Source organism: Streptomyces sp. Y1 (assembly GCF_041053115.1).
In the GTDB taxonomy this organism is placed as follows: domain Bacteria; phylum Actinomycetota; class Actinomycetes; order Streptomycetales; family Streptomycetaceae; genus Kitasatospora; species Kitasatospora rubellomurina.
The window spans coordinates 5,897,072-5,923,360 of record NZ_CP163445.1 but is presented as its reverse complement, the minus strand read 5'-3'; the positions used below and the strand labels follow the sequence as shown (position 1 = coordinate 5,923,360).

Below are 26,289 nucleotides of genomic sequence, written 5' to 3'. Positions count from 1 at the left end.
CGCATCATCGGACGTGACGGGAGGGCTTACCAGCCCCAGCCGCCGCCCTCGCCGTCGTCGTCGCGGCCGGAGTCCCAGCCCTCGCCGACCTTGCGCTGGATCGTGTAGTTGTCGATCTGCTTGCCGTCCTCGGTCAGCGCGGTGACCTTCATCGAGGACTTCTGGCCCAGGTGCGCCGGGGTGACGTCGACCTTGATGAACGAGTAGCCGGTGTAGCGCACCCGCGACCACTGGATGGTCTCGGGGGTCTTCACGCGGCCCTTGCTCCAGTAGTAGGTCTTGACCTCGTCCTGGTGGTTCTCGTGGCCCTCGTAGGTGTCGGGCACGTCGAACTTGTACAGGCTGCGGCCGGCGGCGCCCGCGGTCACGTAGACCACGCCGTCCTTCTCGGGCTCGATGGTGGCGCCGCTCGGCACCTGCTTCGAGACCTTGTTGCCGAGGATGGCGTCGGTGCGCTCGTAGATGTGGTTGTGGCCGTTGATGACCAGGTCCACGCGGTACTTCTCGAACAGCGGCACCCACGCCTCGCGGACGCCGCCCTCGGAGGCGTGCGCCACCGTGGTCGAGAAGGCGCAGTGGTGGAAGAAGACCACGATGAAGTCGATGGTCTCGTCGCTGCGCAGGTCCTTGAGGGTGCGGTCCAGCCACTTGGTCTGCTTGCCCGCCGAGATGCCCAGGTTGGCCGGGATCTCGTAGGAGATGTCGTTGGCGTCGAGGGAGATGACGCCGACGTTCTTGTAGCGGAAGGTGTAGACGCCGGGGACGGTGCGCGGGTCCGGGCCGTTGTCCGGCAGGTAGAAGCGGGTGTTCTCGCCGCCGTAGCCGTTGGGCGAGTACCAGGCTTCGATGTCGTGGTTGCCGTAGGCGACCATCCACGGGATCTCGGCGGCGACCGTCTCGGTCTGGACCAGGAAGTCGTCCCAGGTCTTCGCGTTGAAGACGGACTTGTCCGGGTCGGTGCCGGAACCGGCCGGGTCGGCGTAGCAGATGTCGCCGGCGTGCAGGTGGAAGGCCGGCTTCTGGGCCTTGATGATGTGGTCGTTGCCGGCCGCGTGGGAGCTGACGCCCTGGTCGCCGAAGGCCGTGAAGGTGAACGGCTCGTACACCTTGCCCCAGCGGTGGTCGCGGGAGGGCGCGGTGCGGAAGGTGTGCAGGGTGGAGATCTGCTGCTGGGAGGCCGGGTCGAAGCCCTCGTGGCCGACGCCGTAGTAGTAGGTGGTGTCGGGGTGCAGGTCCTCGAGCGCGACGTGCAGGTAGTACTGGTCCACCGGCTGGCTGTTCGGGGCCAGCGCCGGGGTGTGCAGGGCGCGGACCTCGGCCTCGACCTTGTGGCTCAGGTCCCACGGGTGCTTGCCGAAGCGCAGGAACGGCTTCTTGACCGGCGCCGGGACCTGCCAGGAGACGCGGAACTGGGTGTCCGGCTCGGGGCCGAACTGGAGGTGACGGCCGATCGGCGCGACCAGCGAGCCGTCGATCCCGTCCGCCGTGCCGCCGGTCAGCAGCTGCGGGCTCGCCGGGGCGGCGAACGCCGGGGCGCTGCCCAGCGCACCGCCGACGGCGATGGCGCCCACGGTCACGGCGCCGGCGCGCAGCATCCGGCGGCGGGAGAAGCGGGCCCGCAGGTACTCGTGCTGCTCGGCCATGCTCATGCGGTCGGCGAGCCGCGCCGGCACGCCCATGTTGGGGATATCCATGCGCGGGACTCTGTCAGCGGCGCGTTGACCGCACGCGGACGTCCGGTGAACGGGTGTCAGCGCGTCGCCCACTCGAACGTCAATGTTCGACCATGAATAGGTAAAGAGCATGTTCGTACCGGACCGACGCCGGATCATGGCCTCCGCGCGATCGGTGCCCTGATGCGGTGTCGGGCACCGGGGAGGACTCAGCCCGCGGGTTCGTCCCAGTGCCCGGCGGCCCGGTTGCCGGTGCCGTCGCAGGTGCGGCAGACCTCGTCCCGGTAGGCGTGCTTGGCGCCCGTCGCGTCCACCCGGTAGCGGACGTACACGCCGGTGCCGTCGCAGAGGAAGCAGTTGCCGCCCCCGCCGCCCATCTCGGTGGTGCCGGTGCCCTGGCAGGTCCGGCAGCTGAGGCCGGCGGTCCGCCCGGTGCCCGCGCAGATGCGGCAGACCAGCGTCATCCTCGTCCTCCCTGCCCCGGAACCGTTCGCTGCCACCGGTCATGGTAGTGGCGCCGCTCCCGCACCCGCCCCGGGACGTTGATATGACCGGCCGTCAGTCCGCCAGGGACTCGCGGACCCGGCGGGAGACCGAGATCAGCTGGAGGTCGAGCAGGCCGGGCGGGTCGGCGAGGCCGGGGCCGCCCGCGTGCACCCAGGCGGCGATGTCGTCGATCATCTCGTCCATCAGCACGAAGCCGAGCCAGACCGGGCGCCCGCCCGCCGCCCGGCCCTCGCTGGAGGGGCCGACCACCACCACGTTGGACTGGGTGCAGACGTCCAGGCAGTTCACCGCGCGGACCCGGCCCGCCGAGCCGACCGCCGTGCGCAGCCGCTCGTACTGGCCGGCGTGGTCCACGCCCGGGTGCTTCGCCTGGGTGCCGCAGCAGCAGCCCCGGCAGACGGTGACGGTCACCGGGGACGCGGCGGCGGAGCCGGCACCCGTCCGGCGGTCTCGGCGGCTCATCGGTTCCCCGGTCCCCTCGTGGTCAGTGTGCGTCCGGCACCGGCACTGTACCCGCCGCCCCCCGCCCGCCCCACGGCGGGACCGCCCCACCCGACCGCGCGGGCCGCCGCCCGGGCCGACCGCGCGGGCCGACCGCCTTATCCGACCGCGCGGGCCGCCGCCCGGCCCGCCGTGCGGCCGGAGAACAGGCAGCCGCCGAGGAACGTCCCCTCCAGCGAGCGGTAGCCGTGCACGCCCCCGCCGCCGAAGCCGGCCGCCTCGCCGGCCGCGTAGACGCCGGGCAGCGGCTCGCCGTCCGGGCGCAGCACGCGGGAGGAGAGGTCGGTCTCCAGGCCGCCGAGCGACTTGCGGGTGAGGATGTTCAGCCGGACGGCGATCAGCGGGGCCGCGGCCGGGTCGAGGATGCGGTGCGGGGCGGCGGTGCGGATCAGCTTGTCGCCGAGGTAGCGGCGGGCGCCGTGGATGGCGGTGATCTGGAGGTCCTTGGCGAAGGGGTTGGCGACCTGCCGGTCGCGGTCCTCGACGGTGCGGCGCAGTTCGCCGGGGTCGATCAGCGCCTCGCGGGTCTTGGCGTTCATGCCCCGGGCGAGGTCGCCGAGGTTGCTCGCGACGACGAAGTCGGGCCCGTGCCGCAGGTGCCCCTCGACGGGGCCGGGGGCGCCGGGCAGGGCGCGGCCGAGCACGCCGCGCAGCGACCGTCCGGTCAGGTCGGGGTTCTGTTCGGAGCCGGAGAGGGTGAACTCCTTCTCGATGATGCGCTGGTTGAGCACGAACCAGGTGTGCTCGTGCCCGGTGGCCATGATGTGTTCGAGGGTGCCGAGGGTGTCGAAGCCGGGGAAGAGCGGGACGGGCAGCCGCCTGCCGCGGGCGTCGAGCCAGAGCGAGGACGGGCCGGGCAGGATGCGGATGCCGTGCCGGGCCCAGATCGGGTCCCAGTTCTCGATGCCCTCGGTGTAGTGCCACATCCGGTCGCCGTTGATCAGGCTGGCGCCGGCCCGGCCGGCGACCTCCAGCATCAGGCCGTCGACGTGCGCGGGGACGCCGGAGAGCAGCCTGGCGGGCGGGGTGCCGAGCCGGGCGGGCCAGGCCTTGCGGACCAGGTCGTGGTTGCCGCCGATGCCGCCGGAGGTCACGATCACGGCCTGGGCGCGCAGTTCGAAGCCGCCGGCGCTCTCCCGCGAGCTGGCCTCGCCGCGGGCGGCGGGGCTGGGCACCAGCACCTCACCGGTGACGGTGTCGACGGCGCCGGCGGTGGCGGCGAGGCCGGTGACCCGGTGCCGGAAGCGCAGGTCGACGAGCCCGCGCGCGGCGGCGGCGCGGACCCGGCGGACGAAGGGTTCGAGCAGTCCGGGCCCGGTGCCCCAGGTGATGTGGAAGCGCGGCACGGAATTGCCGGGCCCGTCCGCGAGGAATCCGCCGCGCTCGGCCCAGCCGACGACGGGGAAGAACCGCACGCCCTGGCCGTGCAGCCAGGCGCGCTTCTCGCCGGCCGCGAAGTCGACGTAGGCCTCGGCCCAGCGGCGCGGCCAGGCGTCCTCGGGCCGGTCGAAGCCGGCGGTGCCGAGCCAGTCCTGCCAGGCGAGGGCGTGCGAGTCGCGGATGCGCATCCGGCGCTGCTCGGGCGAGTCGACCAGGAAGAGGCCGCCGAAGGACCAGTGCGCCTGGCCCCCGAAGGAGGCCGCGGGCTCCTGGTCGAGCAGGATCACCTTCCGTCCGGCGTCGGCGAGTTCGGCGGTGGCGGCGAGGCCGGCGAGTCCCGCTCCGATGACGATGACGTCGGCGTCCAGGGCCATGCGCAGTCCTCCGTCGCGGCTCGCGGGGCGGGCGCTCCGGGGTGGGCGCCGTCGCCGGTACGGCGGCGCCGGGTGCGGCCGCCGTCGCCGTGCGCCCGATACTGCGGCCTGCGGTGACGTCCGGTCAACCGGCCGGTAACAAGCAGTCGCACGAATTCCGCTCCACGGCGTTTCGGAAATACCTTCGATACGCGGTGGAGCGGAATTCGAAATGTTACCCGGTAACATCTGACGCGTTTTTCGGAATTCCGCCGAAAACATGGACGCACGCGAAACCTGGCGGTAACTTACCTGCCAGTAGCTGAGGCCCGGCACTGCACGACCCCCACCCGTCGTTTCTCTCCCCCAGGAGGAACCGTGCTCCGTCCTGCCCGGAAACCCCGGCGACTCCGCAATTCCACCGCGCTCGCCGCGCTCGCCCTCGGCGCCGCGCTCGCGCTCACCTCCACCAGCGCGCAGGCCGCCGCGCCCGCCCCGAAGCACTACGTGGCGCTCGGCGACTCCTACGCCGCCGGCGCGGGCGTGCCCGGCCAGTCGGCCGGTCTGTGCCTGCGCTCGGACCGCAACTACGGCCACCTCGTCGCCGCCGCGCTCGGCGCGAACGCGTACACCGACGTCACCTGCGCCGCCGCCAAGGTCAGCGCGATGACCCAGCCGCAGTACGACGCCTTCCTCAAGGTCAACGACCCGCAGCTGAACGCGGTGACCGCCGACACCGACCTGGTCACCCTCGGGATCGGCGGCAACAACCTGGGCACCAGCGACCTGGGCGTCGGCGACGTGATCGCCACCTGCGTCGCCGGCGCCGTCGTCAACCCGCTCGGCACGCCCTGCCAGGACGTCTACAACAACGGCCACTGGGACTGGAGCAGTTGGTCCTGGCAGTACGGCGAGGACAAGCTCGCCGACCGGATCGAGGCCGCCCGCCCGCAGGTCGCCGACACGCTGCAGCGCATCCACGCCAAGGCGCCGAACGCCAAGGTGCTGCTGGTCGGCTACCCCTCGGTGCTCCCGGCGGACGGCTCCTCGTGCGTGCTGCGCCAGCCGCTGGCGCCGCGCGACGTCCCGTACCTGCACCGCACGCTGGAGGCGCTCAACTCGATGCTCGCCGACACCGCGGCGGCCAACGGCGCGGTCTACGTGGACACCCAGACCCCGACCGCCGGGCACGACGCCTGCTCGGACGACCGCTGGGTCGAGGGCGCGCTGCCCGGCTCGCCCGCCGTGCCGTTCCACCCGAACGCCACCGGCGAGAAGGTGATGGCGGACGCGGTGCTCGCCGCGCTGCGGTAGCCGTACGAACCCGAGGGGCCGGTGACCGGGGTCCGGTCACCGGCCCCTCGGCCCGTTCGTCGCGCGCTACTCGGAGCGCAGCGGCGCGGCGGCCAGGCCCGCCGACCACTTCTCCTCGACCCGGCCGAACTTCCAGAAGGCCAGCGCCCCGGCCCAGGTGAGCACGAACAGGCCGACGACCGCGTAGCCGACGAAGTTGAGGTCCAGGGCGCCGATCCAGGCGATCGGGCCGCTGGTGACGTCCAGCTTCTCGCCGAGCAGGCCGATCAGCTCGACCAGGCCGATCACCAGGGCGACCAGCACCGACAGGCCGGTGACGGTCAGGTTGTAGTAGATCTTGCGGACCGGCCGGGAGAACGCCCACTCGTAGGCGAAGTTCATGAACGAGCCGTCGATGGTGTCCAGCAGGCTCATCCCGGCCGCGAACAGGATCGGCAGCGTCAGCAGCGCGTACCAGGGCAGCGAGAAGGCCGCCGCGCCGCCGGCCAGCACCAGCAGGGACACCTCGGTGGCGGTGTCGAAGCCGAGGCCGAACAGCAGGCCCACCGGGTACATGTGCCAGGGCTTGGTGACCGCCCGGGTGACCCGGCCGAGGATCCGGTTCATCAGCCCGCGCTTCTCCAACTGCCGCTCCAGCTCGGCCTCGTCGTACTCGCCGTGGCGCATCCGGCGGAACACCTTGAGGATGCCGTTGAAGGCGCCCAGGTTGATCAGGCCGAGCAGCAGCAGGAAGGTGCCGGAGACGGTGGTGCCGACCAGGCCGGTCCACCGGTGCAGGGTCGAGTCGTCCGCCTCGACCTCGTCCGCGAGCGAGCGGATGCCGAAGGCGAGCAGCGCGCAGAGGCCGAAGACCACCGAGGAGTGCCCGAGCGAGAACCAGAAGCCGACCGACAGCGGCCGCTTGCCCTGGCCCATCAGCTTGCGGGTGGTGTTGTCGATCGCGGCGATGTGGTCGGCGTCGAAGGCGTGCCGCATGCCGAGGGTGTAGGCGGTCATGCCCATCCCCGCCCCGAAGACCTGGCCGCCGACGTCGTAGTGCTCGGGCGCGACCAGCGCGAGCAGGGTGAACCAGCCGACGACGTGCAGCGCGAGGATGAAGCCGCCCATCCCGGCCAGGCGCATCCACTCCTCCCGGGTGAGCCGGTCGCGCCAACGGGGGGCGGTGGTCATCGTGGTCCTTTCGGCGGAGCGGTCGAAGCCGGGCCATCTTTCCGCCTTGAGCAGCGCAGTTGCAAGTCATGCGCAATTACAGCTCGGTCTCCGACCGGCAACTGGATAACCGGGTCAGGAATCTGACCGGGTTCGGACACTGCCCAGCCCCGGGTGACTCGTCAGGAAATCGGACGGTTCCTCCCCTAGGGTCGAGATGCCGACGCCGCTCCGGCACGCCACCGTGCGGGCCGCGGGCCGCCCGGCACACACCGGCCCGGGACCCGATGGGAGCGGCCACATGCCGTCCTACCCCTTCCACACCACCCGCGAGGACGTCCGCGTCCCGCTGCCCGACGGCACCGTCCTCGCCGCCCGGGTGTGGCGCCCGGTCACCGACGAGCCCGTCCCCGCCGTCCTGGAGTACTCCGGGGCCCGCCTCAGCGACCGCACCGCGGCCGAGGACTCCCGCCGCCACCCGTGGTACGCCGGCCACGGCTACGCCGCCGTCCGGGTCGACACCCGCGGCCACGGCAACTCCGGCGGCCGCCCGGGCGAACCCGGCGACGAACAGGAGCTCGCGGACGGCGCCGCCGCGATCGACTGGCTCGCCCGCCGCCCGTGGTGCGGCGGCCGCCTCGGCCTGCTCGGCGTCGGCGCCGCCGGCACCACCGCACTGCGGCTCGCCGCCCTCACCCCCGACACCGTGGCCGCCGTGGTCACCGCCTGCCCCGAGGGCGGCCACCGCCTCGGCGGCGCCGTGCTCGCCGCCGACCTGCACACCCGGCTCACCGCCCTGATCGCCGACGCCGCGCTCCCGCCCGACCCCCGGCACGCCGGCGACGCCTGGCGCGCCCAGTGGCTGGCCCGCCTGGAGGCACTGGAACCGCCGGTCGACAGCTGGCTCGCCGAGGGCGACACCACCGTCCCGGTGCCCGCGCCCGTCCTCGCCGTCGCCGGCTGGGGCGACCCGTCCTGCTCCTTCGTGCTGCGCCTGCTCGCCGGCTCCCCCACCGCCCGCGCCCTGATCGGCAGTTGGCCGCACGGCCTGCCCGAGGCCGCCCTGCCCGAGACCCTGCGGTGGTGGGACCACTGGCTGCGCGGCACCGACACCGGCGTCCTGCGGGAACCCGCCCTGCGCAGCGTGCTCGGCGACCGCTGGCGCGGCGAGGAGACCTGGCCGTCCCCCGACGTCCGGGAGGTCCACTACGGCCTGGACGGGCCGCTGCGCACCGCCGGCACCGCCGCCGAGGACCGCTGGGTGCCCGTCCGCTCCCCGCAGCACACCGGCCTCAACGCCGGCGCCTACGTCCCGCACGGCCGCCCCGCCGACCAGCCGCCGGACCAGCGCGAGGAGGACGGCCGCTCGGTCTGCTTCGACTCCCAGCCGCTGCCCGAGCCGGTCGAGCTGCTCGGCGCGCCGGCCCTGCGGCTGCGGCTGCGGGAGGGCGGCGGGCCGGCCCAGATCACCGCCCGGCTCTGCGCGGTCGGCCCGGACGGCACCTCGCGGCTGCTGACCCGGGGCGTGCTGGTCGCGGACGGCCCGGAGGCGGAGGTCGAACTCGCCGCCTGCGCGGCCGCCGTCCCGACCGGGCACCGGCTGCGGCTCGCCCTGTCCTCGGTCTACTGGCCGTGGGTGTGGCCGCCCGCCGACGACTCCGGGTACGCGCTCGACCCGTCCCGCTCGGTCCTGGGCCTGCCGGTGCGCCACCTGGCCGCCGACGTGGGCGCCGCGCCGATCTCCTTCGAGGCTCCGGTGCTGCCCGATCCGCTCGACGTCCGGGTCACCGAACCGCTCACCGCGCGGCCCGAGCACGTCACCGTGCACGACATCGGCCGCCACGAGTGGCGCACCGAGCTGTCACCGGCCTCGGACGCCACCCTGACCCACCCGGACGGGCTGGTCCGCGACGAGCACACCGTGACCGCGTACCGGATCCTCACCGGCACCCCGCTCAGCGCCCAGGCCCGCACCGACCGCACCGTGCGGCTGGAGCGTCCGGACATCGGCTGGGACGTCACCGTCCAGACCCGCACCCAACTGCGCTGCGACGCCGGACACTTCCTCAGCATCGTGCAGCTGCGGGCGCTGGAGGCCGGCTCGGTGGTGTTCACCCGGGAGTGGCAGCACCGGGTGCCCCGGGAGGACCGGGTGCCCCGGGAGGGGTGAGCGGATCGGGCGTGCCGTACTGCCGATGGAGCTCCTCGGAACCGTACCGCACCAGTTTGCCGCTGGACGTCCGCGGCAGACGCCCCTTCCGCAGCAGAACCACCTCGTGGGGTGTCACCCCCAGGGCGCCCGACACCGCCTGGCGGACCTGGCCGACGAGGTGCTCGCGCGCCTCGGCGGCGGTCGCGGCGGTCTCGACGAACAGGACCAGCCGCTCCCCCTCCGGGGAGGGGACGGCGGCGGCGAGGACGCCGCCGCCGGCCACCTCGGGCACCGCGGCGGCGATCGACTCGATGTCGCCGGCGTAGTGGTTGCGGCCGAAGACGATCACCATCTCCTTGGTGCGGCCGACGATGTAGAGCTCCCCGTCGTGCCGGAAGCCCAGGTCGCCGGTGGAGACCCAGCCGCCCTCGTGCACCACCGCGCGGGTGGCCGCCTCGTGGTGCTCGTAGCCGGCCGTGACGGAGTCCCCGCGGATCTGGATCTCGCCCAGGGCGGGCCGCTCGGCGGGCACCGGCCCGTCCGCGCCGACCAGGCGCACCTCGGTGCCCGCGACCGAGAAGCCGACCGAGGCCACCTCCCGGGCGCCCTCCGCCGCGGCCGCCTCGTCGAGCAGCGAGACGACGCCCTCGCCGAGGAGGTCCCGCCGCACCCGGACGGTCCGCACCGGCCGGTCGAGCGGCGGGAAGGTGACCGCCAGCGTGCCCTCGGCCAGCCCGTAGACCGGCAGGAACGCGGTGGGCCGGAACCCCGCGGGCGCGAAGTGCGCCGAGAACCGCCGCAGCAGGCCCGGGTCGACGGCCTCCGCCCCGTTCAGCGCCAGGCGCCAGGCGGAGAGGTCGAGTTCGCGCACCCGCTCGGCCGGGGTCCGGCGCAGGGCGTGCAGGTAGCCGGAGTTGGGCGCGCTGGTGATGGTGACCCGCTGGCCGGCGATGATGCCCAGCCAGCGGCCCGGGTCGCGCAGGAAGTCCTCGGGCGGCTGCAGGATCGTGTCGATGCCGCTGAACACCGCGCTGAGGAAGGTGCCGATCAGCCCCATGTCGTGGAACAGCGGCAGCCAGCTGCAGCACACGTCGGCGTCGGTGACGCCCAGGCCCTTGCCGATCGCCGCCGTGTTGGCCAGCAGGTTGGCGTGGCTGAGCAGCACGCCCCGCGGGTCCGAGCCGGTGCCCGAGGTGTACTGGACGAGGGCCGGGTCGTCCCCGGCCGCCTCGGTGTAGACCGGCGAGGCGGCCGAGCAGCACGCGACGTCGAGGACGGTGAACTCCCCGCCGGCGTCCGCCAGGAGCGGTTCGAGCACCCCGGTGAGCGCCCGGTCGGCGAGGATCCGGGTGATCCGCGACTGGCGCAGCGCCAGCGCCGTCCGCCGCACGTACACGTCCAGCGGCGCGAACCGCTGCGGCGCGGGCAGCGGCACCGGGACGGCCCCGGCGGCGAGGACGCCGAAGAAGGCGCGGGCGAAGTCGGTGGAGGTCGGCAGCGTGATCGCGACGCGCTCCCCCGCGGTGACCCCGCGTTCCAGCAGCCCGCAGGCCAACCGCCCGGCGTCGAGGTGGAGTTCGTCGAAGGGAAGGCGCTCGGCCTCCGCGCCGCCGCGGAACAGGCGGATGCCCCGGCCGGTTCCGCGGGCGGCGACGGCGGCGAGCGCGCCGACCAGGTTCACGCCGCCGGGGTGCGCCGCCGGCACAGTTCGCGGACGGTGTCCTCGAACTGGCCCACGGTGGCGACCTGGAAGGTGACGGCGGCGTCGATCTCGATGTCGAACGCGTTCTCCGTCCTGAGGATGATCTCCAGGGCGCGCATCGAGTCGAAGCCCGGCAGCGACCGGAGGTGGACGTCGGCCGTGATCTGCTCCTGCGGTACCTTCAGCTCCTCCGCGATGATCGTACGGATCTGCTGCTGAACGTCCATGATCGTCGTTCCCCCGTCTCTGCGGTCCGGTCGGCTGTCCGGTCGCCCGGACTTCACGGTCTGTTGGAGGCGCGCAGCGCCTGGACGAGGCTGTCGGGCAGGCGGTCGCCGGCCTGGTCGAGCACCTCGTCGGTGAGCAGGTGGAACACGCCGTCCGCGACGGCGACCAGGCCGCCGTCCGGCGTGCGGATCCGGCCGGAGGCCCGCACCGACGACTCGTCGCGCCGGGTCACCTCGGCCCGGGCGGTGTAGGCGGTGCCGGTACGCATCGGCTGGGCGTAGCGCACCCGCAGCTCGCTGGTGAAGGCCGAGGTCCGCCCGGAGCGGTAGACCGCCTGGGCCAGGAGCTCGTCCAGGACCGAGGCGACGACGCCGCCGTGGACGACGCCGGGGAACGACTCGTAGTCGGCTCCCAGCTCGAACTCGGCGGTGCAGCCGGTGCCGTCCTCGTCGATGACCAGCCGCAGCCCGATCGGGTTCCTCGGGGCGCAGCCGAAGCAGTTGGAGACCGTCTCGGTGTTCACGGACTCGGGCAAGGTTCGCACTCCCTCTGTGGGCCGGGGCGTGGTCAGACGAGGGAGCGCAGCTTGCGCTTGATGTCCCGGTGGGACTCGATCGAGTCGTCGTCGGCGAGCCGGCGCACCATGGCGAGCACCTTGCGGTCGGCGGCGTCCGTCGCGCCCGCCTGGATGGTCTCGATCCGCCGCACGCCCTTCGCGGAGGTGGAGTGCGGGTAGAAGTGGCCGGCCGGGTGCTTGAGGCCCTCGCTGCGGTCCGCGAGCCAGACGTAGGCCATCTTCAGGGCCTCGACCCGGTTCTCGACGCGCTCGTCGCACAGCTCCTGGCCGAACACGTAGAACGCGCGGGCGTGCCGGGACTCGTCGCGGCCCAGCAGCTTCCAGATCTGCTTGATCACCGGCTCCCTGGTCTCCGCGGCGAGCCGGTGGTACAGCTCGGAGGCGCGGGCCTCGGAGATGATGTTCATCATCAGCGTGCCCGCCCGGCTGCTGCCCATCGGGTACGGCTCGCGCTTGTAGAGCGCGTGCTTGGAGCGGATCCGGACGCCGATGTTCTCCAGGTAGCGGGCCTGGACGAGCGAGTGCCGGGCCTCCTCGGCGCCCCACATCAGCGCCCAGGAGGAGAAGCTGGTCTCGCCCTCCCACTCGCGCAGGAAGTTGTGCGCGCCCGGCAGGGTGCCGAACTCGATGATGGCGGCCTCGGTGAGGTAGTCGACCTCGTCCTCGCCGAGCAGTTCGGCGTCGATGTTCCGGAAGTCGATCTCCTTCCAGTCCCAGCGCGTGGTCTCGAACCAGTCGAAGATCTTGTTGTACGTCATGTCCAGGTAGAAGTCGGTGTAGAGCTGGTCCTGGACGAGCGAGCGGTTGGCGCGCATGCCGATGTCGATCCGGTCGGTCAGGCCGAAGCCCTCGAACGCGGACTCGGCGACGACGTCCTCCACGTCCAGCGCCTCCGCCCAGGGCGGGACGGGGCCGGCCGGGCCGGTGCCGACGACGTACACCCGGGTCTTGCCGAACTCCGCGTGCGCGCGCAGTCTTCGGACCAGGTCCGGCGCCGAGGGGCCGCGGCTGCCGGCGAAGAGCACCGCCAGCTCGGCGTCCGGCGCCAGGTCGCCCAGGTACTGCTCGAAGGCGTCCGGCTCGACCCGGTCGACGGCGATCTCGCCGAACCGGGGCAGCGTCAGGTTCTCGGGGAGTGCGATGCCGGGCAGACAGTCGGCCACGGCGACGCGTACGGTACCGGTACCCATGGGAATTCCTTTCCAGGTGGTTCGCCGGGGATTTCGGCGGCGCCCGGGGGAATCCGGGCGTGGTGGAATTTCCTGCAGGATGGAACGGCCGAGCGGTGGATCGACGGGAAAGCCGACTGGTGCGCGAGGGTGCACGTCAGCCCCGTCCGGGGTCCGGGGAATGCGGCCCGCACGTTCCGGGCCTTTTCGGGATCGGGCCTTTCGGGGTCGGCCTTTCGGGTTCAGGACTTTCGGGGTCGGCCTTTTCGGGTTCAGGCCATTCCGCCGTCAGGCCCTGGCGTCGGATTCCGGGGCGGCCACCGGGAGCTCTCCGGCCGGGTCGGCCGCACGGTCCACCGGCGGGAGGTGCCCCATGCCGAGGGAGGTGGCCGCACCGACGAGCATGAAGAGCCCGATGGCGACGCAGCTGTGCACGAACGCGTCGTGGGCGTCCGAGTAGGTGCGCGGGGTGCCCATGATGGCGACCAGGATGCTGATGCCGAGGACGCTGCCGATCTGGCGGCTCATGTTGACGACCGCGCTGCCGGTGGAGAAGCGGTGCGGGGGCAGCCCCGCGGTGGCGGTGGACAGGATCGTCGGCAGGGCCAGCCCGACGCCGATGCCGCCCACCAGCCAGCCGGGCAGCAGCGCGCCGGCGTAGTCCGGGGCGGCGTCGACCATCGAGGCCATGGCGAGCACGCTGGCGACGCAGAGCAGGCAGCCGAGCGCGGCGATCCGCCCGACCGGGATGCCGCGCCCGGCGAGCTTGGCGGCGGCGATCGCCGCCAGCGGCACCATCAGCGGCCCGGGGGCGACCCCGAGGCCGGTGCGCAGCGCCGAGTACTGCCAGACGTTCTGCATCCACAGGATGACGCTGAGCAGGTTCGCGGCGAAGCCGACGCTGAAGACCAGCACCGCCGCGTTGGACCAGGCGAACTCCCGCAGCCGCAGCAGCTCGGGCTCGATCACCGGGTGGGCGTGGCGCCGCGAGCGGATCCAGAAGCCGACCGCGCCCAGTGCGGCCGCGGCCAGGACCAGCCCGGTGCGCAGGCCCGGCCAGTCGTCGACCTTCACCAGGCCGAGCGCCAGCAGGCCGATCGCCGCCGTCAGCACGACGGCGCCGAGCAGGTCGGGCATCCGGGTGACCGCCCGGTCGCGGGAGTCGGGGACCAGGCGGAGCGCCGCGACCAGCGCGACGACGCCGATCGGCAGGTTGACCAGGAAGACCCAGCGCCAGGAGAGGCTGACCAGCAGCCCGCCGAAGACCGGGCCGGCCGCCGCGGCCAGGGCCGCGGCGGCGGACCAGACCCGCACCGCGCCCGCGCGCTTCGCGGGTTCGAACACGGAGAGCAGCAGGCCGAGGCTGGCCGGGGTGAGGGCCGCGGCGCCGACCGCCTGCAGGACGCGGAACAGGACCAGCTGCCACAGCGTCGCCGAGGCGGCGCAGGCTCCGGAGGCCGCCGTGAACAGCGCGACCCCCAGCAGGAACCCGGCCTTGCGGCCGAAGCGGTCGGCCAGCCGGCCCAGCGGTACCAGCAGCGCGGCGAACACGATCGCGTACCCGTTGAGGATCCACGACATGTTCGACAGCGCCGAATCCTTGAATTCGTGGCCTATGTCGGTGAAAGCGACATTCACGATGAACAAATCGAGACCGGCCATGAAGGCCGCCAGCGAAAGAATCGCCAGGACGATTCCATCCCCACCCCGTGTCTGCATGGCCGTCACCGTATCCACAGCTCCCGCACACAAGCAAGGGGCGTCAGGAAAAAGAACATGATCGTCGGCGCCCGCCGGAAAACGATCACGGCGGCGCACGATCCGGACAGAATGCTTTTATCCGCGTTTCGCACACCTTCGCGGGTTCATCGCGATGCGGCCCGCTCCATTGTGTCGAATTCCGGCGGGGCGGCGCGTTCGCATTCCGGACGCCCGGTGGCGCGGACACCCGAGCCGCCCCCCACCGGAACTCGGCCGCCGCACGCATCGCCCGGGAGGCCGGCCCTGGTTTTTGACACATCCGACAAGAACTGGCACGCTACTCGCATGGCACGCCCGAGGAAGTTCGACACCGACGCCGCGATCGACGCGGCCATGGACACCTTCTGGTCCAAGGGGTACACCGCGACCTCCACCGACGACCTCGCCGCGAGCACCGGCATGCTGCGCGGCAGCCTGTACAACGCGTTCGGCGGCAAGCGGCAGCTGTTCGAGCTGGCGCTGCGCCGCTACCGGGAGCGCGGCGCGGCCGGCGTCAACGCCATGCTGGACGGCGAGCGGCCGCTGGAGCGCATCCGCGGGATGATGCGCGCCGGCGTGGACCGCACGACGCTCGACCGGCGCGGCTGCCTGGCGGTCAACACCGTCACCGAACTGGCCGGCACCGAGCCGGAGTTGGCCCAGCTGGCCCGGGAGGTCTTCGTACCGCTGGAGGCCTCGCTGACCGCCGCGATCGAGGACGGCCGGCTCCGCGGCGAGATCCGTACGGACCGCGCGCCGCGCCTGCTGGCCCGGCAGACGATGGCCGCCTTCCACGGCCTGATCCTGCAGGCCAAGGCCGGCTTCGAGGCCGAGTCCCTGCACGCGACCATCGACGCCGTGATCGACGACCTGCGCGCCTGAGACACCCCCGCCCCGCCGCGGGGACTTCTGCTGCCCAAGTTTTTGGCACATTGACCAATAACCATCGCCACCGGAGGCCCGACCCCATGCCCCTCCTGCCCGTCATCCTGGCGGCCTTCTTCATGTACGGCTTCGACGGCAACGTCGTCAACGTCGCCCTGCCCGCCATCCGCGGCGACCTCGGCGCCGGCCAGGCCGCCCTCGAACTCGTCGTCGCCGGCTACGTGTTCAGCTACGCCACCGGCCTCGTCATCGGCGGACGCCTGGGCGACATCCTCGGCCACCGGCGGATGTTCCTGACCGGCATGGCCGCCTTCACCGCCGCCTCCGTCCTGTGCGGACTCGCCCAGTCCCCCACCCAGCTGGTGCTCGCCCGCCTCGTCCAGGGCCTCAGCGCCGCCGCCATGGTCCCCCAGGTGCTCGCCCTCATCACCACCGCGCTCCCCGCGGCGGACCGGCCGCGCGCCCTCGCCTGGTTCGGCGTCACCGGCGGCCTCAGCGGCGTCTGCGGCCAACTGCTCGGCGGCGTCCTGCTCGACGGCGACCTGTTCGGCCTCGGCTGGCGCGCCGTCTTCCTGGTCAACCTGCCGGTCGGCCTCGCCGTCCTCGCCGTCGCCGCCGCCGTCCTGCCCCGCGCCGACACCGGCCGCCGCCCCGCCCTGGACGGCATCGGCGCCCTCGCCCTCTCCGGCTCGCTCGCCCTGGCCCTCGTCCCGCTCGTCCTCGGCCGCGAGGCCGGCTGGCCGCTCTGGGCCTGGGCCATGCTCGCCGCCGCCGTCCCCGCCTTCCTCGCCGCCCTGCGCCGGGAGCGCCGGCTCGCCGCCCGCGGCGGCCAGCCGCTGCTCGACCCGCAGCTGCTGCGCGGGCCCGTCTTCCGCACCGGACTCGCCGTCAACGCCGCCTTCATGGCCTACTTCGCCGGCTTCGTCTTCGTCCTCGCCCTCACCCTGCAGACCGGCTTCGGCTACAGCCCGCTCCGCTCCGGCCTGGTCTTCACCCCGATGGCCGTCCTCGCCATGGCCGGCTCGCTGACCGGCAAGCGGCTGCTCCCCAGGTACGGGCTGCGCGTCCCGGTCGCCGGCGGGGCGGTCACCGCGCTCAGCCTGCTCGTGACCGCCCTCGGCCTGCGGACCACCGGCGCCGACCACGCCCTCCCGTGGCTGCTCACCGCCCTCGCCCTGATGGGCGTCGGCAACGGGCTCGTCCTGCCGTCCCTGATCGGCGCCCCGATGGCCGGCATCACCCCCGAGCGCGCCGGGACCGCCTCCGGCACCCTCTCCACCACCCAGCAGTTCGCCGCCGTCACCGGCGTCGCCGCCCTCGGCGGCACCTACTTCACCGTCCTCGACGACCACGGGTACGCCACCGCGGCGGCCGCGGCCACCTGGCTGGCGCTCGGCGCCGTCCTCGTGATGATCGGCCTGACCGTCCGGCTCGGCCGGGTCACCGCCGCGGCAGCGGCTCCGGCCGCGGCTCCGGCTGCGGCTCCGGCTCCGGCTCCGGCTCCGGCGGCGCCCCGGGTGGCGGCGGCCGCCGCCGAGCGCTGACCGGAGCTAGCGGCCGGCGGCGCCGTCCAGCCACCTCAGGTACCAGTCGCGGAAGTCCGGCCCCGGGTCGAGGCTCGACCCGGTCCACAGGTGGTCCGACCACACCTGCCCGGCCGCCCCGCCCGTCACCACCAGGCGGGCGAAGGAGCCGCGGAGTTCGAGACCGTGCCGGCGCTCGAAAGCGGCCACCTCCGACGCCGGGAGCGGCGGGTCCAGCCGGTAGCGGTGGCGCCGGGCGGTGAGGTCCCGCACCTCGGGGTGGGCCTTCGCCGACTCCCGCAGCCGCACCCGGATCCGCTCCACGTCCCCCATGGCCGTCATCCTCGCGCGGCACCGGCGCCATGGCGCGGGCCCCGGTCGGCGGTGAGTACCGCCGACCGGGGCCCGGGTCGTGGGGAAGTCCGTGGGGTCGGGTCAGGCGCGCGCGGCCGCCTCGGTGTCGAGCTCGGCGAAGAACTCGTCGGCGATCGCCCGGGTGCGCGGGAGGGTGTCGACCGGCTCGCCGATGATCCGGCCGGCCAGCTCACCGGCGAGGCGGATCACGTCCTCGCGCAGCTCGGCCTCGGCCAGCACCCGGTCGGCCGCCAGCTGGACGGCGGCCTCCGCCACCAGGCGGTCCCGCACCTCCAGGCCCTCGGCCCGCAGCTGCGCGAGCAGCGCCGCGCCCTCCTCGGTGGCGCTCTGGCGGATCGCGGCCGCCTCGTGACGGGCGGCGGAGAGCTCCGCCTGGAACTCCTCGTAGACCCGCTGCGCCTCGGCGCGCGCCGCCTCGGCCCGCTCGATGCCACCCTCGGTGGCGTCCTGGCGCTCGGCCAGGGTCTTTTCGATCCGGGGAAGCACCAGCTTCCCGAGGAATCCGAAGATCAGGAAGAAGACGACGAGTCCGACAACGAGTTCAGCGGCATCCGGCTGCAAGGGTCCCATAGTCCGATGGTATTTGAACTACCGTCACCGACCTCCGTCGGCCCCGGCTCCACCGGCCCGCCCCGGGCGGCGGGGCACGGCGCGTACACGTACCGCCTGCCCACCCACGCACCCGGCTGGTCAAAGTAATCCTTATACTTTTGCCGCAACCCTTCTGTCTGCTTTATAAATGCCCCATGAAGACCCTCGGCCTGATCGGCGGCATGAGCTGGGAATCCACCGCCGAGTACTACCGCCTGCTCAACGGGCTCACCCGCGACCGCCTCGGCGGCCTGCACTCCGCCCGCCTCGTGCTGTACTCGGTCGACTTCGCCGAGATCGAGCAGTTGCAGACGGCGGGGCGCTGGCAGGAGGCCGGGTCCGTCCTCGCCGATGCGGCACGATCGCTGGAGGCGGCGGGCGCCGACCTGCTGCTGATCTGCACCAACACCATGCACAAGGTCGCCGACCAGGTCGCGGCAGCGGTCTCCGTCCCCCTGCTGCACCTCGCCGACGCCACCGCCCGGGCCGTACGGGCGGCGGGAGTGCGCCGGGTCGGGCTGCTGGGAACGGCGTTCACCATGGAACAGGACTTCTACCGGGGCCGGTTGGCCGCGCACGGCCTCGACGTCCTCGTTCCGGAAGCCGCCTCGCGAGCCCTCGTCCACCGGGTGATCTACGAGGAGCTGTGCGTCGGGGTGGTCCGCGAGGAATCCCGGGCGGACTACCGGCAGGTGATCGGGGACCTGGTCGCCGCCGGGGCGGAAGGGATCATCCTCGGCTGCACCGAGATCGAACTGCTCATCGGCCCCGAGGACAGCCCCGTCCCGGTGTTCCCCACCACCCGCCTCCACGCCGAGGCCGCGGTCACCGCCGCCCTCGGCGACCAGTACTGACCGGCTCTCGCACTCAGACCTGCTCCGGGACCTCCAGGATCAGCAGCGTGCCCCGGCTGCCCGCCCTCACCGCGTGCGGCACCCCAGCGGGGACCCGGCACAGCTCACCGGGCCGCACCGACACGTCCTCACCGCCCACGGCCAGTTCGAGGACGCCCTCGGCCACGTACAACACCTCCGCCGTCCCGTGCACCTCCTCGGGCAGCGCACGACCGTCCATCCGCAGCACCTTGACCGCCGCCGTCCCGACCGTCCCCACGACCACGGACCGCCAGGCCTCCGGCAGTCGGGCCGCACACTCGTTCACGTCCACCAGGCTCATGACCGGCGACGCTACCCGCGCCGGGCCGGCAGTTGGTCGACCGGAAGGTAAAACCTGCCAGGATCGGCCCGGTGAACGCCCGCACCCTGTACGAGGCCCTGCTCGACGCCGACCGCCCCCACCGGGACGTCGTCGACGCCTGGCTCCGCCCGTCCGCCACCGCCGACTACCGCGCCCGGCTGCGCACCGCCGCCGTCCACCGCACCCGCTGGTGGGGCACCGAGGACGGCCGGGGCCTGCTGGAGGAGCTGTACGCGCTCGGCCGGGTCGCCGACCTCCTCCTGCTGGAGCCGCAACTCCCGCCCTACCTCGCCCTGTTCACCGCTCTCGGAATGGCACCCTGCACGGCCGCCGACACCGCCTTCGACCCCTTCCGCCACGAGATCGCCGAGGTCGAGCAGGCCGAGGACCCGGACGCCCCGATCGAACTGCTGGACGTCCGCACGCCCGGCCTCATGCTCGGCGAGCTGCTGTTCACCCGTGCCCGCGTCCGCGTCCGGGCCGGGGCCGCGCACGCCGAACGCGGCGTCGCCGACCGCTCGGTGCTCTACTGGACGCACCGCCGCGCCCACCGCCCCACCCGCGACCTCTCCCAGGGCTGGGGCGGCAACTCCCAGTGGCGCACGGACTTCCGGCTCGACTACCGCACCCCGCACGGCGACCTGCTCAACGTCGCCGAGGACCGCCCCATCGACGGCCGCCCCGACCTCCACCCGGACGACCCGGCGAACCTCGGCCCCGAGGAGCGTCGGCTCACCCCCGCGGAGCGCCGCGAACTGCTGCGCCACCGTTGCCTGTTGCGCACCCCGGCGGCCGCCCGCCCCGGCGGCTTCCCGGCCTGGGCGGAGGACCTGTGGGTCTACGAGTGGCGGCTGCCCGCGGCGGAGGAGCCGTCCGCGGGGGCCTGACCGGCCGGGACGTGACCCGCTGAGGCGCGAGCCGCCGCGGTGCGCTCGGCCAGCACCTCGCCGATCACGTACCGGGCGGTCCGCGCCATGCGCGGGTTGGTCTCCCGGTAGTAGCTCAGCTCCATCAGCGCGACGGACAGCGCCCAGCCCCTCCCCCGCGCCCAGGCGGCCTCGTCGGCGCCGACCGCCGCCCGGAAGGCGTCCCGGGCCGTGGCCGGGAGCACGTACCAGGCGGCGAGCAGGTCCACCGCCGGGTCGCCGAGGCCCAGGCAGCCGAAGTCGATGACGGCGCTCAACCGGCCGTCCGCGGACACCAGCAGGTTGCCCGGCTGCAGGTCGGCGTGGATCCAGACCGGCGCCCCGCCGTGCGCGGGTGCGCGAAGTGCGGCCTCCCACGCCGACGTCACCTCCCCGGCGGGGACGACACCCGCCAGCGCCGCGATCGCCGCCCTGGTGCCGCCGTCACGCGCCGCCAGCGTCTCGCTGCGATAGGAGGCCGGGCCGCCGGTCGGGTCGACCCGCTGCAGGGCGGTGGTGAAGGCCGCCAAGTCCCTCGCCAGCAGCTCCGGTTCGTCCGGCCGCCCGGGCACCGGGTTGGCGCCGTCCAGCCAGCCGAGGACGGACCACGGCAGCGGGTACCCGGCGACCGGCCCGCCCACCCCCAGCGGCGCCGGCACCGCGACGGGCAGCTCCGGCGCCAGCCGGGGCAGCCACCGCTGCTCCTTGGCGACGTCCTCCGCCGCCGCGGCGATCCGGGGCAGCCGCACCACCAGCTCGGCGCCCAGCCGGAACATCGCGTTGCTCGTCCCGGACGAGACGACCGACTCCACCGGCAGGCCGGCCCACTGCGGGAACCGGGCAGCCACCATCCGCCGCACCAGGGCGGCGTCGATGTCCACTTCGTCGGCGTGCATCTTTCCCTCGGAGGACGTCATGCCGACCGAACCTGCCAGCGGCGGGCCGGCCCGGCAAGCGAATTACCAGGGCACGGTCCGCCCCAGGTGGTCGACGAAGTGGAGGCCGCCCTTCCCCCGGTGCCGCTCGATCGTCCCCGCCACCCCGGGAAGGTCGGAGGACATGACGCCCGCACCCTGCGCGCGTCCGGCATCAAGGTCAGCGCGCTGGAGCCGGGCTACTGCGCCACCGACCTCAACCAGCACTCCGGGCACTCCGGCGCCGAGGAGGGCGGCCGCTACCCCTGGTAGGCGGCGATCAGCCCGGGCAGGTCGCGCATGTCGTCGAAGACCACCGTGCCCGGCCCGGCCAGCCGCTGCGCCGCGGTGACGCCGCCCGCGTAGCCGAGCGCGCGCATCCCCGCGGCGCGGGCGGCCGTGACACCGGGCCCGCTGTCCTCGACGACGACGCAGGCCGCCGGGTCGACGCCCATGCTCCGCGCGGCGTGCAGGAACAGGTCGGGCGCGGGCTTGCCGCGCCCGACCTCGGTCGCGCTGAAGATCCGCCCCTCGAACCGCTCGTAGAGGCCGGTACGGCCCAGGGTGTGCCGCATCTTCTCGTGCGTGCCGCTGGACGCCACACAGGTCGGCAGCGTGATCGCGTCCAGCGCCTGCGGCAGCCCGTCCACCGGCGTCAACTCCGCGTCCACGGCCAGCGCGTGCAGCTCGCGGAACCGCTTGTCGAACACCGTCGCGGCCTCCTCCCCCAACCGCTCGGCGACCATCGCGTGGTTGGCCGCCTCCGACCGCCCGACGAACTTCTCGATCACCTCGGCCTCGGTCAACGGCCACCCCAACTCCGCCACCAGCCGCCCCACCACCCGGACGGCGATCACCTCGCTGTCCACCAGGACCCCGTCGCAGTCGAATATCACCAGCTCTACCGGCTCGTTGATCATCCGATGAGCATAGAACGAGGCCGCGAGCGGTCATGGGCCCGGCGGCGGGAAGTTCGTCGCCGACGCGGGGACACCGTCCGGCAACCGCACCGGGTTCGCACACGGGAAGTCCGCCACGACGGCCTTGGTGACCTTCAGCAGGATGTCGAGGATCGCCCGGTGCTTCCCGTCCGGTACCGGATGGGTGAAGCGCGTGCTGACCTCGACCCCCACGTACGGCGCTTCCATACGCATGCTCTCCGGATTGTCACACCGGAACCCGAGGCCCACCTTGTCCTGCCCGACCCACCCTTGCACGTCCGCACCGAAGTCGAGCCGACTGTAGGTCGCCTGCGAGCCCGGGCCGTAGAGGGCCGTCATGGCGGACTCGTTCACGGACCGTACGGCGACCCGCACGATGGCGTCCGCCGGGCTTCGACGGACCTCGCAGCTCTGCTCGTACCGGGTCGGGGACGGGCGGAGCCGCTTCCCGTCGTCGTCCAGCCAGTAGGACGCGGCGAACGTCCCCTGCTCGTCCTCCGCCAGCGGCTTGAGGTCGGCCCTGGTGAGCACCGACCAGCAGGCGCCGGCGGGCAGCTCCGCCGGTGCGTGGGCCGACCGCCACCACCACCCGGCCCCGGCGAGCACCACCACCGCGACCACGGCGGCGAGCCACTGCCGCCGGCGCCGGCCGCCCTCAGCCATTGACGGCCCGGATGAAGAGCCCGGCCCCGCCGGTCACGCCGTCCCACGACTGGTTCGCGGCTCCCGTGGACAGGTCCTCGACCTGCAGCGGAGTGAGCCCGGTCCCCTGTGCGGCGTTCTCCACCGCCGTCTTGGCGGCGCCGGTTGCTCCGGCGAGGCCCGCGATGTCCGCCTTCGTGGCCGGATCCGCGGTGTTCAGGCTGATGTGGTAGCTCGACGCCTCGTGGTCGATGAAGTAGTTCACCGGCAGCGACAGGCCCGGGCCGACCACGGGAACCGCCCCGAGCAGCTTGCCGCCGGTCATGCTCCAGAGCGACTTCCCCCACATGGCGTTGCGGTCGATGGAGTCGTTGTAGGCCTTCTCCTGCCCCTTCAGCTCGCCGACCAGGGTGTCGGTCCGAGCCGCGGTGAGGATCCCGGCCACCGCACCGCCGGAGTGTGCGGCGTTGTTCACGGCTTGGCCGAACTGGGCGCCGTGGGCTTCCCGGTTCAGCATGATGTCCTGGATGTGTGCCGTCGTGTAGGCCTGCTGAGCCTGGGCGACGGCACCGAAGGCCTCGGGGTTCCGGCCCAACGCCCCCAGCAGCTTCGCCGTGCTGTCGGGCTCCAGGCCCGCCGGAGATCCGTAGGTCGTCAGCAGCTTGTCGTACTGAGTCACCGCCTTCTGGACGTCACCCATGTAGCCGGCGGTCAGGTGGCCGAGGCTGGGTGCGAGGTCCGCGAAGGCGCCGTCCTTGCGGAGCAGCGAGGGACCGTCCGTGTTCCCGAAGCGGTCGACCACCTCCTTCATCAGCTTCGACATCTCAGGCGTGTGCTGGGGCAGCGGGGTGTCCTGGGGTGCGTCGAAGGCACGTCCGGTGGCGGCCGACTCGAGTGCGTGGCCGAAGGCGAGCGCCCCGGACGGCTCCGCGTGGCCACCGGGGAAGTAGTGCCCCTTCCAGACGTCCTGGAGCGGCGAGTCGTCGCCCCCCTTGGCCAGCACGTCGAAATAGGTGTTCTTCTGGTTGAGGGCCTTGACCGACCCGTCGAGGTCGTAGGCCGTCGCCGGGTCGTGGAAGTACTGGAGCGCGGCCTGCGGATTGTGCGCGAGCGCCTCCAGCACCCCCGACATCGGATTGAATCCGCCCTGGCGGGAACCGCCCGGGTGGCCCAGGAACTTCAGCTGGTCGAAGTCCCCGTCGATCCACGGCGCCGAGGTCCAGAAGCCCTTCATCTGGCTGAGCTGGGTGACGTGCTCGGCGATCGGATTGAGGAAGTGCGCGTCGTACGTCCCGGTTCGCAGGATGTTGGTCAGGATCTGGTAGCCGAACGGCTGGGCACTGACGTTGCCCCGCTTGCCGGGCAGGAAGACGTCTGCCCTGGCGGATCCGGCCCGACGCAGGCCTGCCTCCCACTCGTCGGACAGGCGGGGGTAGTTGCGGGTGTTGGTGGCGGTGGCCAGCGCCGTGCCGAGGTTCTTCTGGAGGTCCTCGATGGCCTGCGGCCGCCTGCCGCCCTTGTCCGCCGAGGCGAGGGCCAGCTGACCGTAGTACTTGAGGAAGCCGTCCGGTCCGAGGTTCTGGTAGAACGCCGTGGTGAACCGCGGGTCGTTGGCGTGTTCCTTCAAAGCCTTGTTGAGCTGGTCCAGTTGGCCGTCCGTGAGGTTCCCGGCCAGCTTCAGGAGGTCGGCCGCCTGCTTGGCCTGCTCCTCGGGGTTGTTCGGCGCGGGCTTGAAGGCGGTCTTGTCCTTCCCGGTGACGGCGGAGAGCGCCGCCACCGCCGCGGCGTCGGCCGTCGCAGCCCTCTTCAGGGCCTTCGCGATGTCGCCGGCCACCTCCTCCGCCAACTTCTTGAAGGTCGCGTGGTACTGCTCCGGATCGCTCTTGTCCACGGCGCTCTTCGGCGCCGGCCAACTGATCCTGCCGGTCGAGTGGTCCACCGTCATGGACTGGTCGGTGGCCTTCTTGACCGCCGCGTCCAGGTCCGCCCGGGCGGCGGTGAATTCGGTGTGGGCGCTGCGCAGGGCCTTCGCGATGCCGCTCGCCTCCTCGAAGGCCGCGTCGATCTCGTTCCGGACCTTGACGATCGTGACGGAGGCCCGTTCGGCCGCGTCGCCCCGCCAGCCCGACGCCTGCAGCGGCGTGATGATGTCCCCGGTGAGCTCGGAGGAGAGCCCCCACGTGCGGACCAGCGACTCGAAGCCTTCGGCCAGGCTCCCGATGCCGCTGAACTTCTCTCGCGCCAGGTCGTTGAAGGTCACCATGTCGAAGGCCTCAGTTCTTCGTCAGGTTCTGGGCGTTCACCTGTTCGGCGCGCGCATACTGTTCGGCGTTGCTGGACAGCGCCCCGGCCACCTCCGCGATCATCCCGCTGGTGGTCTTGCACTGGCCGCTCCAGACGTCGAACGCGTCCCAGACGGCCTGGACGATCTTCCAGGCGGACCTGTCCATGTCCTGCGTGTCGGCGACGATGTCCTTCCACGCGTCCCCACAGGCCTTGTCGAACTTGGTGTGCAGGGTGCCCGCATTGGTCCCCGCCCGCCGCAGCGCCTCCGGGCTGACCTTCACCGTCCGGCCGCCGCCCGCCCCCGTCACCGGCTCCGGCGACCACCCCTGCGGCTGGGCGCCGGCCGCGGCGGCGGCGAGGTCCGGGAACTGCTTCTTCGCCGCCTCCGTCAGGTTTCCGGAGCTGTCGAAGAGCCACGGATTCACTTTCCGCTCGAAATCCAGGTCAGTCATTCGTCCCCGCCCCCCAAACTCGTGGCTCCGCGTGGCCGTCGGCCGGATCACGTGGTTCCGGCGCACGACAGGAGAACGTGGACGGACCACCCGCCCGGTCCACGTCAATTGGGAGCCTAACCAACAAGCTGTGTGATGTACGGGAGTTGAGCGAAACCTGAGCGTGGGGTGGCGGGCACCAGGAAGGCCGGCAGGGCCCGGCGGTGGTTGCCGCCGGGCCCTGCCTGCTGAACCAAGCTGGGGTCAGCCGACCTGGATGGAGGTGTCGTCGATCAGGAAGCTCGTCTGCAGCGAGGAGTCCTCGACGCCGTTGAACTTCAGGGTGACCGTCTGGCCCGCGTAGGCCGACAGGTCGAAGGTGCGCTGCTGGTAGCCGGCGGCGGCGTCCACGTTGGAGTAGGTCTTCAGCGTGGTGCCGTTCACCGACACGGTCAGCTTGTCGTACGCGGTCGAGCCGGTCTCCGCGGTGTCGATGTGCAGCCAGAAGCTCAGCGTCGCCTTGCAGCCGGCCGGGATGCTGACCGTCTGGGACAGCGAGTCGGTGTGGGCGCTGCCGTAGCCGTTCAGCCACGCCTTCCACAAGCCGCCGTGCGCCGCCTGCGAGGAGCTGTTGTCGACCACGCCGCTCGAAGCCGTCCACGGCGCCGCCGTGCCCGTCTCGAAGCCCTGGTTGCCGAGCAGCTGCGCCGGGGTGCAGGTACCGCCGCCGCCACCGGTCACGGCCCAGGTGAAGGAGGCCGAACCGGTCTTGCCGGACGCGTCCTTCACCGTGACGGTGACGTTGGAGCTGCCCGCGGTCGAGGCCGTACCGGAGATCACACCGGTCGAGGCGTTGATCGACAGCCCGGCCGGCAGGCCGCTCGCGCTGTACGACAGCGGCGCGGTGCCGCCCGAGGCCTTGATCTGCAGGTTGACCGAGCCGCCGACCGCGGTCGACTGGTTGCCCGGGTTGCTCACCGAGACGGCGCCGCTGCCGGCCGGCTTGGTGAGCAGGCAGCCCGCGACGTTGAGGTCGATGACGTTGCCGGGGCCCAGGCAGGTGGTGAACCAGTACGTCTCCTCGCCGTAGCTCTGGCCCTTGGTGGCGGTGGTGGTGCCGTCCGCCGCGACCTCGCAGGGGTTGTCGAGGGTGC

The 26,289-nt window shown here is 72.9% G+C and carries 25 protein-coding genes and 1 pseudogene; 7 read left to right on the top strand and 19 right to left on the bottom strand.

Features of this window, described 5'->3' with window-relative positions:
* Nucleotides 1–26: 26 nt before the first annotated feature.
* The 4 genes from AB2U05_RS25800 to AB2U05_RS25785 all read right to left on the bottom strand — a co-directional run bounded on the left by AB2U05_RS25800 (nt 27) and on the right by AB2U05_RS25785 (nt 4,435).
* Nucleotides 27–1,694, bottom strand: coding sequence for a metallophosphoesterase family protein (locus AB2U05_RS25800; protein ID WP_078860013.1), 1,668 nt, complete (start codon nt 1,692–1,694; stop codon nt 27–29).
* A gap of 188 nt (nt 1,695–1,882) precedes the next feature.
* On the bottom strand, nt 1,883–2,137 hold the full coding sequence (locus tag AB2U05_RS25795; protein WP_045697403.1) for a hypothetical protein: 255 nt from the start codon (nt 2,135–2,137) through the stop codon (nt 1,883–1,885).
* A gap of 94 nt (nt 2,138–2,231) precedes the next feature.
* On the bottom strand, nt 2,232–2,642 hold the full coding sequence (locus AB2U05_RS25790) for a hypothetical protein (protein ID WP_045697405.1): 411 nt from the start codon (nt 2,640–2,642) through the stop codon (nt 2,232–2,234).
* Nucleotides 2,643–2,779: 137 nt separating this feature from the next.
* Entirely contained in the window at nt 2,780–4,435 is a 1,656-nt protein-coding gene (locus AB2U05_RS25785) for an FAD-binding dehydrogenase (RefSeq protein WP_045709495.1), read from the bottom strand.
* A gap of 357 nt (nt 4,436–4,792) precedes the next feature.
* Between AB2U05_RS25785 and AB2U05_RS25780 the strand changes: the two genes are divergently transcribed.
* Complete coding sequence (locus AB2U05_RS25780) at nt 4,793–5,728, top strand: SGNH/GDSL hydrolase family protein (RefSeq protein WP_369184377.1); 936 nt, start codon at nt 4,793–4,795, stop codon at nt 5,726–5,728.
* Between the two features lie 66 nt (nt 5,729–5,794).
* On the opposite strand, the gene AB2U05_RS25775 is transcribed toward AB2U05_RS25780, so the two are convergent.
* Nucleotides 5,795–6,898 (bottom strand): HoxN/HupN/NixA family nickel/cobalt transporter, encoded by a 1,104-nt coding sequence (locus tag AB2U05_RS25775; protein WP_045709496.1) that lies wholly within the window; start codon nt 6,896–6,898, stop codon nt 5,795–5,797.
* Between the two features lie 280 nt (nt 6,899–7,178).
* On the opposite strand from AB2U05_RS25775, the gene AB2U05_RS25770 reads away from it, so the two are divergent.
* Nucleotides 7,179–9,047, top strand: coding sequence for a CocE/NonD family hydrolase (locus AB2U05_RS25770; protein WP_045697467.1), 1,869 nt, complete (start codon nt 7,179–7,181; stop codon nt 9,045–9,047).
* Here the strand turns inward: AB2U05_RS25770 and AB2U05_RS25765 are convergent.
* From AB2U05_RS25765 to AB2U05_RS25745, 5 genes are all read right to left on the bottom strand, one after another.
* Nucleotides 8,989–10,710 (bottom strand): AMP-binding protein, encoded by a 1,722-nt coding sequence (locus AB2U05_RS25765; protein WP_369184376.1) that lies wholly within the window; start codon nt 10,708–10,710, stop codon nt 8,989–8,991. The genes AB2U05_RS25770 and AB2U05_RS25765 overlap by 59 nt on opposite strands.
* Nucleotides 10,707–10,958, bottom strand: a complete 252-nt coding sequence (locus tag AB2U05_RS25760) for an acyl carrier protein (protein WP_369184375.1) — start codon at nt 10,956–10,958, stop codon at nt 10,707–10,709. The genes AB2U05_RS25765 and AB2U05_RS25760 overlap by 4 nt, the downstream gene beginning before the upstream one ends.
* A gap of 53 nt (nt 10,959–11,011) precedes the next feature.
* Complete coding sequence (locus tag AB2U05_RS25755) at nt 11,012–11,494, bottom strand: PaaI family thioesterase (RefSeq protein ID WP_052706418.1); 483 nt, start codon at nt 11,492–11,494, stop codon at nt 11,012–11,014.
* 32 nt (nt 11,495–11,526) lie between these two features.
* A complete protein-coding gene (locus AB2U05_RS25750) occupies nt 11,527–12,726 on the bottom strand; it encodes a ferritin-like domain-containing protein (protein ID WP_369184374.1) in 1,200 nt (399 codons plus the stop codon).
* Between the two features lie 267 nt (nt 12,727–12,993).
* Nucleotides 12,994–14,424 (bottom strand): MFS transporter, encoded by a 1,431-nt coding sequence (locus tag AB2U05_RS25745; RefSeq protein WP_369184373.1) that lies wholly within the window; start codon nt 14,422–14,424, stop codon nt 12,994–12,996.
* 327 nt (nt 14,425–14,751) lie between these two features.
* On the opposite strand from AB2U05_RS25745, the gene AB2U05_RS25740 reads away from it, so the two are divergent.
* Nucleotides 14,752–15,327: a TetR/AcrR family transcriptional regulator gene (locus tag AB2U05_RS25740; protein WP_045697418.1), complete on the top strand. Its 576-nt coding sequence runs from the start codon at nt 14,752–14,754 to the stop codon at nt 15,325–15,327.
* Nucleotides 15,328–15,413: 86 nt separating this feature from the next.
* Nucleotides 15,414–16,874, top strand: a complete 1,461-nt coding sequence (locus AB2U05_RS25735) for an MFS transporter (RefSeq protein ID WP_369184372.1) — start codon at nt 15,414–15,416, stop codon at nt 16,872–16,874.
* A 6-nt stretch (nt 16,875–16,880) separates the two neighbouring features.
* On the opposite strand, the gene AB2U05_RS25730 is transcribed toward AB2U05_RS25735, so the two are convergent.
* Entirely contained in the window at nt 16,881–17,186 is a 306-nt protein-coding gene (locus AB2U05_RS25730; protein ID WP_369184371.1) for a hypothetical protein, read from the bottom strand.
* A gap of 102 nt (nt 17,187–17,288) precedes the next feature.
* Nucleotides 17,289–17,798: a F0F1 ATP synthase subunit B gene (gene atpF / locus AB2U05_RS25725; protein WP_045697422.1), complete on the bottom strand. Its 510-nt coding sequence runs from the start codon at nt 17,796–17,798 to the stop codon at nt 17,289–17,291.
* A 176-nt stretch (nt 17,799–17,974) separates the two neighbouring features.
* On the opposite strand from atpF, the gene AB2U05_RS25720 reads away from it, so the two are divergent.
* Nucleotides 17,975–18,673 (top strand): aspartate/glutamate racemase family protein, encoded by a 699-nt coding sequence (locus AB2U05_RS25720; protein WP_045697424.1) that lies wholly within the window; start codon nt 17,975–17,977, stop codon nt 18,671–18,673.
* 13 nt (nt 18,674–18,686) lie between these two features.
* Here AB2U05_RS25720 and AB2U05_RS25715 read toward each other — a convergent pair whose 3' ends face one another.
* Complete coding sequence (locus tag AB2U05_RS25715; RefSeq protein WP_369184370.1) at nt 18,687–18,995, bottom strand: cupin domain-containing protein; 309 nt, start codon at nt 18,993–18,995, stop codon at nt 18,687–18,689.
* Between the two features lie 71 nt (nt 18,996–19,066).
* Here AB2U05_RS25715 and AB2U05_RS25710 point away from each other — a divergent pair, with 71 nt between their 5' ends.
* On the top strand, nt 19,067–19,903 hold the full coding sequence (locus AB2U05_RS25710; protein WP_369184369.1) for a hypothetical protein: 837 nt from the start codon (nt 19,067–19,069) through the stop codon (nt 19,901–19,903).
* Here AB2U05_RS25710 and AB2U05_RS25705 read toward each other — a convergent pair.
* Complete coding sequence (locus tag AB2U05_RS25705; RefSeq protein WP_369184368.1) at nt 19,855–20,838, bottom strand: aminoglycoside phosphotransferase family protein; 984 nt, start codon at nt 20,836–20,838, stop codon at nt 19,855–19,857. The genes AB2U05_RS25710 and AB2U05_RS25705 overlap by 49 nt on opposite strands.
* 66 nt (nt 20,839–20,904) lie before the next feature.
* On the opposite strand from AB2U05_RS25705, the gene AB2U05_RS25700 reads away from it, so the two are divergent.
* The gene (locus tag AB2U05_RS25700) at nt 20,905–21,108 is read left to right on the top strand and encodes a hypothetical protein (protein ID WP_157882127.1); all 204 of its coding nucleotides are present in this window, start codon (nt 20,905–20,907) and stop codon (nt 21,106–21,108) included.
* On the opposite strand, the gene AB2U05_RS25695 is transcribed toward AB2U05_RS25700, so the two are convergent.
* From AB2U05_RS25695 to AB2U05_RS25675, 5 genes and pseudogenes are all read right to left on the bottom strand, one after another.
* A complete protein-coding gene (locus AB2U05_RS25695) occupies nt 21,096–21,752 on the bottom strand; it encodes an HAD family phosphatase (protein WP_107072985.1) in 657 nt (218 codons plus the stop codon). The genes AB2U05_RS25700 and AB2U05_RS25695 overlap by 13 nt on opposite strands.
* A gap of 33 nt (nt 21,753–21,785) precedes the next feature.
* A complete protein-coding gene (locus AB2U05_RS25690) occupies nt 21,786–22,439 on the bottom strand; it encodes a hypothetical protein (RefSeq protein ID WP_045697432.1) in 654 nt (217 codons plus the stop codon).
* Nucleotides 22,432–24,681 carry a DUF6571 family protein gene (locus tag AB2U05_RS25685; protein WP_369184367.1) on the bottom strand — a complete coding sequence of 750 codons (2,250 nt, stop codon included), beginning with the start codon at nt 24,679–24,681 and terminating at the stop codon, nt 22,432–22,434. Before AB2U05_RS25685 ends, AB2U05_RS25690 begins: the two co-directional genes overlap by 8 nt.
* A gap of 10 nt (nt 24,682–24,691) precedes the next feature.
* Nucleotides 24,692–25,129: a hypothetical protein gene (locus AB2U05_RS25680; RefSeq protein WP_045697434.1), complete on the bottom strand. Its 438-nt coding sequence runs from the start codon at nt 25,127–25,129 to the stop codon at nt 24,692–24,694.
* Nucleotides 25,130–25,399: 270 nt separating this feature from the next.
* Nucleotides 25,400–26,119: pseudogene (locus AB2U05_RS25675) on the bottom strand (putative Ig domain-containing protein); the annotation flags it as partial.
* Nucleotides 26,120–26,289 lie beyond the last annotated feature (170 nt).

Bases quoted from the DNA above. Each gene is read 5' to 3' on its own strand.
- AB2U05_RS25720 (WP_045697424.1), top strand. From the start codon at position 17,975: ATGAAGACCCTCGGCCTGATCGGCGGCATGAGCTGGGAATCCACCGCC.
- AB2U05_RS25800 (WP_078860013.1), bottom strand. From the start codon at position 1,694: ATGGATATCCCCAACATGGGCGTGCCGGCGCGGCTCGCCGACCGCATG.
- AB2U05_RS25715 (WP_369184370.1), bottom strand. From the start codon at position 18,995: ATGAGCCTGGTGGACGTGAACGAGTGTGCGGCCCGACTGCCGGAGGCC.
- AB2U05_RS25795 (WP_045697403.1), bottom strand. From the start codon at position 2,137: ATGACGCTGGTCTGCCGCATCTGCGCGGGCACCGGGCGGACCGCCGGC.
- AB2U05_RS25730 (WP_369184371.1), bottom strand. From the start codon at position 17,186: ATGGGGGACGTGGAGCGGATCCGGGTGCGGCTGCGGGAGTCGGCGAAG.
- AB2U05_RS25785 (WP_045709495.1), bottom strand. From the start codon at position 4,435: ATGGCCCTGGACGCCGACGTCATCGTCATCGGAGCGGGACTCGCCGGC.
- AB2U05_RS25735 (WP_369184372.1), top strand. From the start codon at position 15,414: ATGCCCCTCCTGCCCGTCATCCTGGCGGCCTTCTTCATGTACGGCTTC.
- AB2U05_RS25775 (WP_045709496.1), bottom strand. From the start codon at position 6,898: ATGACCACCGCCCCCCGTTGGCGCGACCGGCTCACCCGGGAGGAGTGG.
- AB2U05_RS25750 (WP_369184374.1), bottom strand. From the start codon at position 12,726: ATGGGTACCGGTACCGTACGCGTCGCCGTGGCCGACTGTCTGCCCGGC.
- AB2U05_RS25770 (WP_045697467.1), top strand. From the start codon at position 7,179: ATGCCGTCCTACCCCTTCCACACCACCCGCGAGGACGTCCGCGTCCCG.
- AB2U05_RS25705 (WP_369184368.1), bottom strand. From the start codon at position 20,838: ATGACGTCCTCCGAGGGAAAGATGCACGCCGACGAAGTGGACATCGAC.
- AB2U05_RS25685 (WP_369184367.1), bottom strand. From the start codon at position 24,681: ATGGTGACCTTCAACGACCTGGCGCGAGAGAAGTTCAGCGGCATCGGG.
- atpF (WP_045697422.1), bottom strand. From the start codon at position 17,798: ATGGGACCCTTGCAGCCGGATGCCGCTGAACTCGTTGTCGGACTCGTC.
- AB2U05_RS25790 (WP_045697405.1), bottom strand. From the start codon at position 2,642: ATGAGCCGCCGAGACCGCCGGACGGGTGCCGGCTCCGCCGCCGCGTCC.
- AB2U05_RS25690 (WP_045697432.1), bottom strand. From the start codon at position 22,439: ATGGCTGAGGGCGGCCGGCGCCGGCGGCAGTGGCTCGCCGCCGTGGTC.
- AB2U05_RS25740 (WP_045697418.1), top strand. From the start codon at position 14,752: ATGGCACGCCCGAGGAAGTTCGACACCGACGCCGCGATCGACGCGGCC.
- AB2U05_RS25760 (WP_369184375.1), bottom strand. From the start codon at position 10,958: ATGGACGTTCAGCAGCAGATCCGTACGATCATCGCGGAGGAGCTGAAG.
- AB2U05_RS25745 (WP_369184373.1), bottom strand. From the start codon at position 14,424: ATGCAGACACGGGGTGGGGATGGAATCGTCCTGGCGATTCTTTCGCTG.